The sequence below is a fragment of the Hyphomonas beringensis genome (assembly GCF_000682755.1).
GTDB classification, from domain to species: Bacteria; Pseudomonadota; Alphaproteobacteria; order Caulobacterales; family Hyphomonadaceae; genus Hyphomonas; species Hyphomonas beringensis.
This window is the reverse complement of the sequence record NZ_AWFF01000031.1, coordinates 47,476-59,727: the sequence shown is the minus strand read 5'-3', so window position 1 is coordinate 59,727 and position 12,252 is coordinate 47,476. Positions and strand designations below refer to the sequence as shown.

The 12,252-nt window shown below is 59.1% G+C and carries 11 protein-coding genes; 8 read left to right on the top strand and 3 right to left on the bottom strand.

Translation table 11 applies throughout. The annotated features are described in order from the left end of the window. Nucleotides 1-321: 321 nt before the first annotated feature. Nucleotides 322-909 carry a TetR/AcrR family transcriptional regulator gene (locus tag HY29_RS18335; protein ID WP_051601214.1) on the top strand — a complete coding sequence of 196 codons (588 nt, stop codon included), beginning with the start codon at nt 322-324 and terminating at the stop codon, nt 907-909. A gap of 2 nt (nt 910-911) precedes the next feature. Here HY29_RS18335 and HY29_RS06610 read toward each other — a convergent pair whose 3' ends face one another. Together HY29_RS06610 and carA are read right to left on the bottom strand one after the other, a co-directional pair. Next, nucleotides 912-1,574: a 2OG-Fe(II) oxygenase gene (locus HY29_RS06610; RefSeq protein WP_034794470.1), complete on the bottom strand. Its 663-nt coding sequence runs from the start codon at nt 1,572-1,574 to the stop codon at nt 912-914. A gap of 34 nt (nt 1,575-1,608) precedes the next feature. Continuing rightward, entirely contained in the window at nt 1,609-2,790 is a 1,182-nt protein-coding gene (gene carA / locus HY29_RS06605; RefSeq protein WP_034794467.1) for a glutamine-hydrolyzing carbamoyl-phosphate synthase small subunit, read from the bottom strand. 158 nt (nt 2,791-2,948) lie between these two features. Between carA and HY29_RS06600 the strand changes: the two genes are divergently transcribed. The 7 genes from HY29_RS06600 to HY29_RS06570 all read left to right on the top strand — a co-directional run bounded on the left by HY29_RS06600 (nt 2,949) and on the right by HY29_RS06570 (nt 10,879). Then, nucleotides 2,949-3,431: a GatB/YqeY domain-containing protein gene (locus HY29_RS06600; RefSeq protein WP_034794556.1), complete on the top strand. Its 483-nt coding sequence runs from the start codon at nt 2,949-2,951 to the stop codon at nt 3,429-3,431. 76 nt (nt 3,432-3,507) lie between these two features. Further along, complete coding sequence (locus HY29_RS06595) at nt 3,508-4,272, top strand: PRC-barrel domain-containing protein (RefSeq protein ID WP_034794465.1); 765 nt, start codon at nt 3,508-3,510, stop codon at nt 4,270-4,272. Between the two features lie 126 nt (nt 4,273-4,398). Continuing rightward, complete coding sequence (gene dnaG, locus HY29_RS06590) at nt 4,399-6,306, top strand: DNA primase (protein ID WP_081811263.1); 1,908 nt, start codon at nt 4,399-4,401, stop codon at nt 6,304-6,306. A gap of 413 nt (nt 6,307-6,719) precedes the next feature. Beyond that, nucleotides 6,720-8,675 carry an RNA polymerase sigma factor RpoD gene (rpoD, locus tag HY29_RS06585; protein WP_034794462.1) on the top strand — a complete coding sequence of 652 codons (1,956 nt, stop codon included), beginning with the start codon at nt 6,720-6,722 and terminating at the stop codon, nt 8,673-8,675. A 61-nt stretch (nt 8,676-8,736) separates the two neighbouring features. Continuing rightward, complete coding sequence (locus HY29_RS06580; RefSeq protein WP_034794460.1) at nt 8,737-9,474, top strand: DUF72 domain-containing protein; 738 nt, start codon at nt 8,737-8,739, stop codon at nt 9,472-9,474. 73 nt (nt 9,475-9,547) lie between these two features. Beyond that, the gene (locus tag HY29_RS06575; RefSeq protein ID WP_199285822.1) at nt 9,548-9,931 is read left to right on the top strand and encodes a hypothetical protein; all 384 of its coding nucleotides are present in this window, start codon (nt 9,548-9,550) and stop codon (nt 9,929-9,931) included. 129 nt (nt 9,932-10,060) lie between these two features. After that, nucleotides 10,061-10,879 (top strand): transglutaminase-like domain-containing protein, encoded by an 819-nt coding sequence (locus HY29_RS06570; RefSeq protein WP_034794455.1) that lies wholly within the window; start codon nt 10,061-10,063, stop codon nt 10,877-10,879. A 46-nt stretch (nt 10,880-10,925) separates the two neighbouring features. On the opposite strand, the gene HY29_RS06565 is transcribed toward HY29_RS06570, so the two are convergent. Continuing rightward, nucleotides 10,926-12,215 carry an O-acetylhomoserine aminocarboxypropyltransferase/cysteine synthase family protein gene (locus HY29_RS06565; protein ID WP_051601213.1) on the bottom strand — a complete coding sequence of 430 codons (1,290 nt, stop codon included), beginning with the start codon at nt 12,213-12,215 and terminating at the stop codon, nt 10,926-10,928. Between the last annotated feature and the right edge of the window lie 37 nt (nt 12,216-12,252).

Below are 12,252 nucleotides of genomic sequence, written 5' to 3'. Positions count from 1 at the left end.
GGCGCTTCTGCCGACTTGTCATTTTCCGCCTAACCTGTAGTGAGAATTACAGGTTAGGAGGGAATTTGATAGTGTTTGCTATGCGATTTCTGAGCGATGGCCAGTTTGGCTTTGCGCCTTTGAATCAAGACGACCGCGCGTACAGGATTGGAGCCTGTTCGCGCGGTCGCCCCGCGTCCCCTTATGGCAATGCGGTTTCGGAAAGCCACCCAGCCTGTTGTGGTGTTGGTGGTGCCGTTCCGGGCCTTGCAGACCCGGAAAAGTCCACATTGGTGATTTTACATACCACTGGTATGTTAAGTGGACAACTGAAAAGCCGCCATGCCTAAGCCTCGTGCCAGAAAAGCTCGCGAAACGCGCACAGCGATCCTGAAAGCCGCTCGAAACCGGTTTTCGGAAGAGGGGTTTGACGCGAGCATTGCCAGTATCGTGGTTGAGGCGGGCATCACTAAAGGCGCGCTGTTCCACCATTTCGAGAACAAGCAACAACTCTTTTATGAAGTCTGGCGTGATCTGCAGATCACGATGGACAAGGAAGCCCGCATTGCGGCGGTGGATACGATGTCCGCGGAGGACCCGTATGCGGCTTTCCTTGCTGGCGCGCGCGTCTATTTCAACTGGGTCATACGGACAGACTATCAACGCATCGTGCTGCTGGACGGCCCGCGGGCTCTGGGCCTTGCAGAATGGTATGAGGCTGATCATGACCTCGGCCAGCAGAATGTGCGGGCTGGAATCCAGTTCCTGGTCGACAAGGGAAAAATTGCCCCGGAACGGGCCGATGCCTCGGCCATAATCGTGCAGGGTGCTTTGAACGGCTCTGGCTTTGCCCTGGCGCGCGGAAGAAATGGTGCCACAGTCGAGCGGGTGCTCGAAGTGTTCGAGATCATGCTGAGAAGCCTGCGCTAGGGTCAGCTGATCGGGATGACCTGTCCGTCTATCGCCTGGTTCACGCGCCACCAACCGGCAATGCCATAGCGCTGCCTCGCGGTTGGCTGCACTGCATGTGGGATGGCCTCTGAAAGCATCAGTACCACGCCGCCGCCTTCCGGCACCAGGGTTGCGGCAGGCGTGTCATCCTCTCCTGCGCCTTCCGGCCAGACGACCAGAGCGCCGCCATCATCTTCGCTCCACTCATCATTGAGATAGACGACGAGCGAGACGATCCGGTTCTTCGCCCCCTCGAAACTGTCGAGATGGCGGTCATAGAAGCCGCCTTGCGGATAGACTGCGTAGCAAGCCTCGAATTCGAAGAGGCCCAGCAGCAGCGAGCGGTTCAGGGCTTCACGCAGATGTTCCGCCCAGTCGGAGAAGGCCAGCTGCGCAGGGCTGGAATCGTCCAGCCAGGTGATGCGCGTCTTGCGGATGGAGTGATCAACCTGAAAGGCATCTTCGCGGCCGATCCCTGCCGGGGCCAGCGCGGCCTCTGCCTCCAGCGCATGAATCTCTTCACGCAAGGCGATCAGCAGGGCATCCGGCAAAAAGCCCGGCTGCCAGGACCAGCCCTTACTGGCCAGGTCTTCGATCACGCAGCCGAGACGGTTGTCGCCTGGCAGGGGGAGGGGCGCAGTCATGCGGGGGCTGGTTTTTAAGGGCGCTGTTGCGGGGCTATTTCCCGGCAGCTGCCATCAGGTCCGCGAAACGCTGGAACAGGTAGAAGCTGTCTTGCGGTCCGGGGCTGGCTTCCGGGTGGTGCTGTACGGAAATGATCGGGCGATCTTTCACCGCGAGGCCGGAATTGGTGCCGTCGAACAGGGAGCGGTGGCTCTCTTCCACACCATCAGGCAGCGTCTTGGGGTCAACCGTGAAGCCATGATTCATGGACACGATCTCCACCTTGCCGGTGGCAAGATCCTTGACCGGATGGTTTGCGCCATGGTGGCCCTGCGCCATTTTCATTGTCTGTGCGCCAAGCGACAATGCGAGCAACTGGTGGCCCAGACAGATGCCGAGGATCGGCAGGCCGCTGTCAATGACCGCGCGGATCATGTCGCCGGAGCGCTGGATTGTGGCGGCCGGGTCGCCCGGGCCATTGGAGAAGACCACACCATCTGGCTTCAGCGCGAAGATGTCTTCCGCGCTCGTATCGCCGTTCACGATTGTGGCGCGAATGCCGACTTGGGCCAAATTGCGCAGGATGTTCTTCTTAACACCGAAATCCACCAGAACGACATGATACCGGGCGTCTTCAAGCTGGCCGTAGCCATGCTCGGTCGTCCACAATTGTTCGGTGTTTTCGAATGAGGCGTCCGTATCAACCACAGCGGCCAGGTCAGCGGCTTCCAGGCCGTTCCAGCTGCGCGCCGTTTCGATCAGGGCGTCGAGGTCGATATTGCCATCCGGCTTGTTGCAGATGGCGGCTTTCTGCATGCCGTTTTCGCGTATCAGGCGAGTGATCGCGCGGGTATCAACGCCAGACAGGGCAACAATGCCGCGCTTGGCCAGCCACGCGTCAAAGCCTTCACCGGCGCGCCAGTTTGAGGACGCCGTGATCGGCTCGCGGAAAATCGTGCCGCGCGCTGCATCTGTTGCAGGCGCTGAAGATTCTTCATGATCTTCTGCGTTGGCGCCAACATTTCCGATGTGAGGGAATGTGAACAGGACGATCTGCGAGGAGTAGGACGGGTCCGTCAGGATCTCCTGATAGCCGGTAATGGCCGTATTGAAGCACAGCTCACCGACGCGGATTCCTTCAGCCCCGGCGCCTGCGCCGAGGAAAATTGTCCCGTCTGCCAAGGCGATAGCTCCCGTGGCAGTTGTCTTGTCTTGCTTTTTTTCTGTGTCGGACATATTTCGCTTCCCTTCCGGGCCTGTTGTCGGACCTTTAACTCTATCGTCCGACATTTTGCCCGGTTAATGGGGCCGAGTCCCCTTGGCGTCAAGCGGTGTGCCGCTGCGCTGGTGTGAAAGGCGTATTTAGAATGGGCCGTGAAGACAAATCTTGTAAGATGACACTGAAAACGCAGGTGGCGCATGCGCTGAAAGTCGAGAGCGAAAAGCCCGACAGTTCGGTGCGTCTGGCGACGCTTCGCCTGATCGATTGTGCGATCCGGGACCGCGATGTGTGCGCACGCGGGCGAGGTGACGGCGAAGGCTGTCCCGAGGCAGATGTGCGCAAAGTGCTGGAGACCATGGTGGCGCAGCGCGAAATTGCGGCGCGCGAATATGATGATGCCGGTCGCATCGAAGATGCGATTCGCGAACGCGAGGAGATTGAGGTCATCGAGCAGTTCCTGCCGGTGCCTCTGGCCGGTAAGGCGCTGGACCAGGCGGTCGAGGAAGTTGTCGAGGATCTGGGCGCGTCCAAGCTGAAGGATCTGGGGCGCTGCATGAGCGTCCTGAAACAGCGCTATCCTGACATGATCGAATCGGGTGCTGCCGGCAAGGCAATGCGCAAGGCCCTGACGACCGGAGCAGGGCAAAACAGTTAAATCGCCGAAAGGTTGAGGAACAAAGCAGGCGCGGGGTCCGTTAATGGGGTGTTAGTCACCTAGAAAGGACCACGAAATGAAACGGCTTTTGATTACTGCCAGTGCAGCTGCCCTGATGCTCGGTGCCGCTGCGTGTTCCCAAGGCGAAACCGACCTGCAGAAGGCTGAAGCGTCTGCTGAGGAAACGGCCCAAACAAATGATTCTGACACCATGTATGGCGGCGAAGTCGTTGATGCATCTGTCAATGATATGGACGCCAAGCAAGAGATCACCCGCATTGCCTATGTTCCGGCCACGGGCGAAATGATGGCATCCGACCTGATCGACGAAGATGTCTATGATGCCAATGGCGATGAAATCGGCGAAATTGCCGACGTCATGATCTCAGGCGACGGTACGCAGCCCACGCTGATCATTCGCGATGGTGTCGCGGGAGACCTTCACCCGGTCGCTTTCGACCAGGCAACGATTACTTGGGACGAGGAAAAAGAGCCTGTCGCGACGCTTTCTGTAACCGACGAGACTCTCGAGTCCATGCCGGAATTCGAACAAGAGGGTTTGAATGATTATCGTCTTGCATCTGAGCTGATGGGCACGAATGCTACTCTTGCCTTCAATGACAAGGATGCCCGTATCACGGACTTCATCATGGCCAAGGATGGCACCGTCAAATACGCTGTCGTTGCAGATGGTGTCGTCGATGCCCTGACCTCTGATCGTTACCTGATTAGTCCGGATGCAATCACGATTGCCCAAGGCGACAGTGATGGTGAAATCGTTCTGAATGTCACGTCCGAGGAATATGCCGACGCCCCTGGCATTGAACTGATGGACGACTAATGTCGGAAAGATGCGTCACCAAAGAAGGCCCTGCTTCGGCAGGGTCTTTTTTTGCCTGCGTTTGACTGGGGAAGGGCGGCAGTCTCATGTTTCACCAAAGAGGGTTAAGCGCTACATTGTCAGCCTATGTCCTCCTCAGTCCGCATCCCCGATGGTTTCCTTGATGAACTGAAGGCCCGCATCCGGCCTTCGGACGTGATCGGCCGCAAGGTGAAGCTGACCAAGAAGGGCAAGGAATGGGTCGGCCTGTCGCCCTTTACGAATGAAAAGTCTCCGAGCTTTTACGTCAACGACCAGAAGCGCATCTTCAAATGCTTCTCCTCCGGCATGGGCGGCGATGTCATCAGCTTCGTGATGGAGACCGAGCGGCTCTCCTTCATGGAAGCTGTCGAGAAACTGGCTGAAGAGGCAGGCATGGAGCTGCCCAAGGCAGACCCGCAGTCCGCTGAAGTCTATGACCATCGCAAGCGCCTGCAGGAAGTCTGCGAAGCGGCCGCGGCCTATTATGAAGACCGGCTGCAATCCTCTGACGGCGCCGCAGCACGCGAGTATCTGGAAGGGCGCGGTCTCAAACCGATCGCGTGGAAACGTCACCGACTGGGGTTTGCCCCGGATGATTGGCACAAGACCGGCGCGCATCTGAAGCAGATGGGCTTTACGCAGGACGAGATCCTGGAGGCAGGTCTCGCCAAGACAAGTGATCGCGGCGGAGAACCGTACGATGCGTTCCGTGGGCGGCTGATGTTCCCGATTCCGGACAGCCGGGGCGGCATCATCGCCTTCGGCGGCCGGGGGCTGACGCCGGATGCCAAGCCGAAATATCTGAACTCTGGTGATACACCGCTGTTTCACAAATCGCGTGTGCTCTACCGCTACAAGGCGGCGCGGGAAGCGCTGGGCCATGGCGATGGTGGCGGCCTGATCGTCTGCGAAGGCTATATGGATGCCATCGCGCTGACCGAAGCGGGCTTTGGCCAGGCGGTCGCGCCCCTCGGCACCGCGCTGACAGAAGACCAGATCAGCCTGCTCTGGCGTGCGGGGCCGGAGCCTGTGCTGTGCTTTGACGGGGACCGGGCAGGCCTCGGCGCCGCCTATCGCGCGATTGACCGGGCCCTGCCGCATGTCGAGCCGGGGCGATCCCTGTTCTTTGTGCTGCTGCCGGATGGCATGGACCCGGACGATCTGATCCGCGAGCGCGGACCCGCCGCCATGGGCGAAGCGCTGGATGGCAGGATCGCGCTATCGGAACTGCTGTGGCAGCGCGAGCGAGACGCAGAGCCCCTCGATACGCCGGAACGCCAGGCTGGCCTCGAAGCGCGGCTGATGAGTGCGGCCGCCCAGATCAAGCATCCCGGCGTGAAGGCCGCCTATGAGCGGGATCTGAAAGCCCGCATGCGGGACCATTTCTGGCAGATTCGCCAGGCCAAGCGCAAAAGCAGCTTCACCCCGGGCAAGGGTAAGGGCAGGGGGGCGGATACCGGCTCGGCCGGGCCGGCGGCGGTCGCGCAGGTGCAGGCGGCAGGCCGCACACGCCCCGGCGTATTGTTATTGCTGCAGGCGGTGCTGAACCCGTCAATCCTGTCTGGCATGGAAGAATTGCTGATCGCGGCGGATTTCCGCAACGAGATTTCCAATGGCCTGCGTGATCTGATCGTGGACTTCCTGATCGAGGATGAGGATCTGACCCTGGACGCCGTGCTGGAGAGCATGGTGCGGCAGGGGCATGAAAAGGAAATCGCACAGATCGATGTGAAGAAGATCTCCAATATCCGCCTGACTGACCCGGCCTATCGCTCTTGGAAGGCGGCAGTTGAGGCCTTCATACCGGTCGATACGACGCCGACCGCGGATGATGAGGTGCGCCGTCTCAAACTGAAACGCCGTCTGGTGGCAGAGCGGCGCAAGGCTTTCGAGGAGCGTGTGTTGCTGGACCAGCAGGAGAAGGCCATGGGCAAGGCCAATATCGGCGATTTCTGGAAACAGTTTGAGGAGCAGAACCCGTGGTTTAAGGGAGATACCCCGGGCGGTTCATGATTCCTGTCCTTCAAACACAGGAAAACCTATTGACCGCAGAGGAATCAGTGCCCATTTACAGCAAGCAGGGAACATGCGCGCTGTCAGCTTGCTCAACGACTACCCCGAGACGCCTCAATCGCGGTCAAAGAACCCGAGGCAAGGGATTGGCTTTAAGCCCCCGAGCAAAACACGGCAGCCGGACGTTCAGACGAGTCTGATCCTGACCTGTGGCACGAAAGGTGCTGTAAGTTAGGGTCTGGTGCTGTTGCCATGAGATGGCAGCAGGGCTTTTGGCGCGTTAGAGAACGATGGGCATCCAGGGCCCGCATGAATTTTGAAGGCAGCAGGTAAAGTCAGCGAAAGCTACAAGGCAGGCAGTTTTGCGAGGGTATCCGACGGGCGTGGTCGGGAACCTCACGGGAGAGAATTGAATGGCAACAGCCACGAAGAAAAAGAACCTTTCCGGCGACGGTGACGGAGATGATGACAAGGACAATGAGAATGCCCTGGTCGATTTCAGCGCCACCGACGTAAAAAAGGTTCTGAACCGTGCGAAAAAGCGCGGCTTCATTACTCATGATGAGATCAACGCCCTTCTTCCCAATGATGAGATGACCTCAGACCAGATCGAGGACGTGATGTCCCAGATCTCGGAAATGGGCATTGCCGTCGTTGAGAGCGAGGAAGAGGCCGAGGCAGAGGGCAAGGCCCTTACCAAGATCGAGGACAAGAAGGTCGTTGCCAAGAAAGGCAATGCGCGCGGCTCTGACCGCACGGACGACCCGGTTCGCATGTATCTGCGCGAGATGGGCGCCGTTGAGTTGCTCTCCCGCGAGGGTGAGATCGCGATTGCGAAGCGCATCGAGGCCGGCCGGGACGCGATGATCCGCGGCCTGTGCGAAAGCCCGCTGAGCTTCGAAGCCATGATGGTATGGCGCGACGAACTGGTGAACGAACGCATCCTGCTGCGCGACCTGATCGACCTGGAAGCGACCTATGGCGCGGAAAACCCGCCGCCAGAGCCGAAGCCCAAGGATGAGGACGACGAAGCCGATGAGGCCAAGGCCGATGGCGACGAGTCCGAAGACGACGATGATGATGAGGACGAGGATGATGCCGCGGCAATGTCCATGTCCGCCATGGAAGCGGAACTGCGCGACGGTGTTCTGGCCAAGCTGAACGAGATTGCCGAGGACTTTTCCAAGTACCGCAAGCTGCAGGACAAGCTGGTCAATCGCCGTCTTGAGGGCAAGGACCTGACGCCGAAGGCGCAGGAAGAGTATGACGCGCTGTCAAACTCCATCGTCGAAAATCTGAAGACGATCCACATCAACAATGCCCGGATCGAGGCGCTGGTCGAACAGCTCTACGCCATCAACAAGAAGCTGATGGGCCTGGAAGGCAAGCTGATGCGCATGGCCGACGCCTATGGCGTGCCGCGCAAGGACTTCCTGGAGAACTATTTCGGCCGCGAACTGGAGCCGGACTGGACCGACCGCGTGCAGACCCTGTCTGCCAAGTGGAAACGGTTCGTTGAAGGCAAGGCAGAAGAAGTCAACGGCACGCGCGACGAGATTTCCGAAATCGCGCAGGAAATCGGCATTCCGATCGATGATTTCCGCCGTATCGTTCAGACGGTGCAGAAGGGCGAACGTGAAGCCCGCATCGCGAAGAAGGAAATGGTGGAAGCCAACCTTCGCCTCGTGATCTCCATCGCCAAGAAATACACCAATCGTGGCCTGCAATTCCTCGACCTGATTCAGGAAGGCAATATCGGCCTGATGAAGGCGGTCGACAAATTCGAATACCGCCGCGGTTACAAATTCTCGACCTATGCCACTTGGTGGATCCGTCAGGCCATTACCCGCTCCATCGCGGACCAGGCCCGGACGATCCGTATTCCGGTGCATATGATAGAGACGATCAACAAGATCATCCGCACCCAGCGCCAGATGCTGCACGAGATTGGCCGCGAGCCAACCCCGGAAGAGCTGGCCGAAAAGCTGGGCCTGCCGCTGGAGAAGATCCGCAAGGTTCTGAAGATCGCGAAAGAGCCGATTTCCCTGGAGACGCCGATTGGCGACGACGAGGATTCAAACCTTGGCGACTTCATCGAGGACAAGATGGCACTTCTGCCCGTCGATGCCGCGATCCAGTCGAACCTTCGCGAAACGACGACCCGCGTGCTCGCCTCGCTCACCCCGCGGGAAGAACGCGTGCTGCGCATGCGCTTCGGTATCGGGATGAATACGGACCATACGCTGGAAGAAGTCGGCCAGCAGTTCAGCGTGACGCGCGAACGTATTCGCCAGATCGAGGCGAAAGCGCTCCGCAAGCTGAAACATCCAAGCCGCAGCCGGAAGCTGCGCAGCTTCCTGGATACCTGATCCAATTTCAAAGGGCGGCCTGTGGGTCGCCCTTTTTGTTTGTGGCTGGGGGATATGCGTCATGGGACACGACATTCATATCGGAATTGGCGGCTGGAGCTTTGATGACTGGCGGGGGCGCTTCTATCCGAAGGATCTACCGAAGACGCGAGAGCTGGAATATGCCAGCCGCCGCCTGACGGCCATTGAGATCAACTCCACCTTTTACCGTAATCAGCCGGAGCATGTGTATGCGCGCTGGGCAGGGGAGACCCCGGACGGCTTCTGCTTCACAGTGAAGGCGCAGCGCATGACGACCAGCCGTAATACGCCCTCGGCCATTGAGGAGGCGATCAACTGGTTCGTCGGCGGAGGGGTAACCGCGCTGGGCGACAAGCTGGGCGCGATCAACTGGCAATTCGCTGCCAGCAAGACGTTCGATGCGGACTATTTCGACACCTTCCTGTCTGCCCTGCCAGAAGAGAGTAAGGGGGTGGCCCTGCGGCATGCCATTGAAGTGCGCCATGAAAGTTTCAACACGCCGGCCTTTGAAGACATGCTACGCAAGTATGGTTGCGCGCTGGTATTTGCCGATGATGCAGACTGGCCAATGCCGGACATGAAGACGGCAGGCTTTGCCTATGCGCGCCTGCAGAACAGCCAGTCTGGTATTGAAACGGGCTATGCGCCTGCGCAGCTCGATCAGTGGGCGGAAACTGTCCGCGGCTGGGCGACGGATCGTGAGGTGTTCGCGTTTTTTATCTCCGGGGCGAAGGAAACCAACCCTGCCGCCGCGCAGGCCCTGATCCAGCGTCTCTAGACACAGCCTTTTAGGGAACGGATGCACGTCTTGCGGGGTTGATGCGGTGTAACCTTACCGGGAAAGCTGCATCATGATTTCACTTCTTCTGGACCTGGCCAATATTTTCGGCGGCTTCCTGCTCGCCATTGGCCTGCTCGCGAAAATCCCGAATGTCGGGGACGATCTGGCCAAAGGCGCCGCAAAGCTGGCCCAGCTTGGGTGGCTGATTGGTATCGTCGCCCTGGTGACGGCTGGTTATTATATCATCGTTCACCTGACGAGCGGACCGCATCTTTTCCATTTTGAAGTGGTCGGCCTGATTACCGGCGTACTGTTGTTGACAGACCGGGTGCGGGCAGGGCGGAATACGCAAGACCCGGTTGCCAAAGGCGCTGATCCGTTCACCACGGCGATTGCCGTGTTCGGTATTATCGCAATCATTGTCGGCTTTCAGGGGCTTTTCACACCCGGCTGACCTGTGACGGCGCAGGGTAGCGGAGCAGTGTGAAATGTTTTTGCGAGGCGGCAACGAAACCCTTAGCAGGGCATTATCCTCGTATCGTCATCCGGGCGATCCTCTTTCACCCTTCAGGATACCCCATTCATGCGTGTCAGTATCAAGGCTAATCTGGAATACAGTTTCCCCCAACCCGCTGATGTCTTGCTGGCATTGGAGGCGGCTCGCGCCCCGGACCAGCGTGTGATTACAGATGCCCTGAGGGTGACGCCGCCTTGCGATCTGAGTGTCGCCGATGGCCCTGATGACAAGGGCGTCCGGCAATGGATGAACGCACAGGGAGACGTCATCATAACGTATGAGGCATTGGTCGACGTGACGCGCGGCCCGGTCGAACTGGCGGGCCTGTCCGTGCCGTCTCACCATGAGTTGCCCTCTGATGTGACATCCTATCTGTTCCCGAGCCGGTATTGCGAATCCGACCGTATGGGAACTTTTGTCCAGCGCACCTTTTCTGGCTTGCAGGGCGGGGATCAGGTGCTGGCCATGGCAGACTGGATTTATGAGCATTTCGATTATGTCCCCGGCGCCAGTGATGGCGAGACAACGGCTGCAGACAGCTTTATGGCGCGTCAGGGTGTGTGCCGGGACTATGCCCATGTGCTGATCAGTTTTGCACGTTCCGCCGGTATTCCCGCGCGCATGGTTTCGGCCTATGCGCCTGGCATTGAGCCACCGGACTTTCATGCGGTGGTGGAGGTCTGGCTGAACGATGCCTGGCGGCTGATTGATCCGACCAAGTTGGCGGATGAGCGCAGCCTGGTGCGCATTACAACCGGCCGTGATGCGACAGATATCAGCTTCATGACCATCTTCGGCACGGCTGTTCTGAACCGTCAGAGCGTGGAGGTGACAAGCGTGGCCGACGCCAACCCGGAAACGGAGCTTGCCCCGGCAGACGGATAGACCTGGCAGGCCATTCCCGGAATGGCCCGCCAAGAATAGACCAGGTTCAGAGCGCCGCGTTGAGCGCCTGATCCAGATCCGTAATCAGATCGTCAGCATCTTCAATGCCGATGGAAAGTCGGACGGTGTTCGGCGCAGCGCCAGCAGCAATCTGCTGTGCTTCCGTCAGCTGACGGTGCGTGGTGGAGGCCGGGTGGATGACCAGGCTGCGAGCGTCGCCCAGATTTGCGACATGGCTGAACAGGTTCAGCGCGCCGACAAATTTCACGCAAGAATCATAGCCGCCTTTCAGCTGGATGGTGAACAGGCCGCCAGCGCCCTTCGGGCAGATCTTCTGGATACGGTCCTTGTAGGGCGAAGAGTCGAGGCCGGCATAAGTGACGCTTTCAACAGCGTCATGGCCTTCCAGCCATTTGGAAATTTTCTGCGCGTTTGCGACATGCTTTTCCATCCGCATCGAAAGCGTTTCGATACCCATCAGCGTATAATGCGCCGCTTGCGGGTTCAGCGTCATGCCGAGATCGCGCAGCCCGATGGCGATGCCATGGAAGGTGAAAGCGGCCGGGCCGAACGTTTCATGGAAGTTCAGGCCATGATAGGCCGGTTCCGGCTGTGACAGGGACGGGAACTTGTCAGAGGCGGACCAGTCAAACTTCCCGGAATCCACGATCGCGCCGCCGGTGACTGTGCCATTGCCAGTCATGTATTTGGTCAGCGAATGAACGACCAGCGTCGCGCCATGCTCGATGGGACGGCAGAGATACGGAGTGGCCGTCGTATTGTCGACGATCAGCGGGAGGCCTGCCTCATCCGCAATCTTTGCGATCGCGTCGAGATCCGTGATGTAGCCGCCCGGATTGGCGATGGTCTCGCAGAAGATGGCGCGGGTGTCGTCGTCAATCGCGGCCTTTACGGCGTCGAGATCGTCGAAGTCGACAAAGGTGCAGGACCAGCCAAAGCGTTTGAAGGTCTGGCTGAACTGGGTGATCGTGCCGCCATACAGGCGCGTCGAAGCAACGATATTACGGCCCGGTGCCATCAGCGGGAAGAGGGCCATTATCTGTGCCGCATGACCGGAGGAACAGCAGACTGCGCCTGCGCCGCCTTCCAGGGCCGCGATGCGGTCTGCCAGGGCGCCAACTGTCGGATTGGTCAGGCGGGAATAGATGTAGCCGACTTCCTGCAGGCCAAACAGCGCGGCGGCGTGGTCTGCATCGCGGAACACATAGGCCGTCGTCTGATAGATTGGCACCTGGCGTGCGCCGGTGGCCGGGTCCGGAACCGCTCCGGCGTGAATTTGCATAGTCTCAAAGCCCATCGGCTTGCCGTCCGTCATGTCGGCGATCTCCCTTGATGATGTTTATGGTCCTGCG

Coding starts and splice junctions, on each gene's coding strand:
- HY29_RS18335 (WP_051601214.1), top strand. CDS start 322: ATGCCTAAGCCTCGTGCCAGAAAAGCTCGCGAAACGCGCACAGCGATC.
- HY29_RS06610 (WP_034794470.1), bottom strand. CDS start 1,574: ATGACTGCGCCCCTCCCCCTGCCAGGCGACAACCGTCTCGGCTGCGTG.
- carA (WP_034794467.1), bottom strand. CDS start 2,790: ATGTCCGACACAGAAAAAAAGCAAGACAAGACAACTGCCACGGGAGCT.
- HY29_RS06600 (WP_034794556.1), top strand. CDS start 2,949: ATGACACTGAAAACGCAGGTGGCGCATGCGCTGAAAGTCGAGAGCGAA.
- HY29_RS06595 (WP_034794465.1), top strand. CDS start 3,508: ATGAAACGGCTTTTGATTACTGCCAGTGCAGCTGCCCTGATGCTCGGT.
- dnaG (WP_081811263.1), top strand. CDS start 4,399: ATGTCCTCCTCAGTCCGCATCCCCGATGGTTTCCTTGATGAACTGAAG.
- rpoD (WP_034794462.1), top strand. CDS start 6,720: ATGGCAACAGCCACGAAGAAAAAGAACCTTTCCGGCGACGGTGACGGA.
- HY29_RS06580 (WP_034794460.1), top strand. CDS start 8,737: ATGGGACACGACATTCATATCGGAATTGGCGGCTGGAGCTTTGATGAC.
- HY29_RS06575 (WP_199285822.1), top strand. CDS start 9,548: ATGATTTCACTTCTTCTGGACCTGGCCAATATTTTCGGCGGCTTCCTG.
- HY29_RS06570 (WP_034794455.1), top strand. CDS start 10,061: ATGCGTGTCAGTATCAAGGCTAATCTGGAATACAGTTTCCCCCAACCC.
- HY29_RS06565 (WP_051601213.1), bottom strand. CDS start 12,215: ATGACGGACGGCAAGCCGATGGGCTTTGAGACTATGCAAATTCACGCC.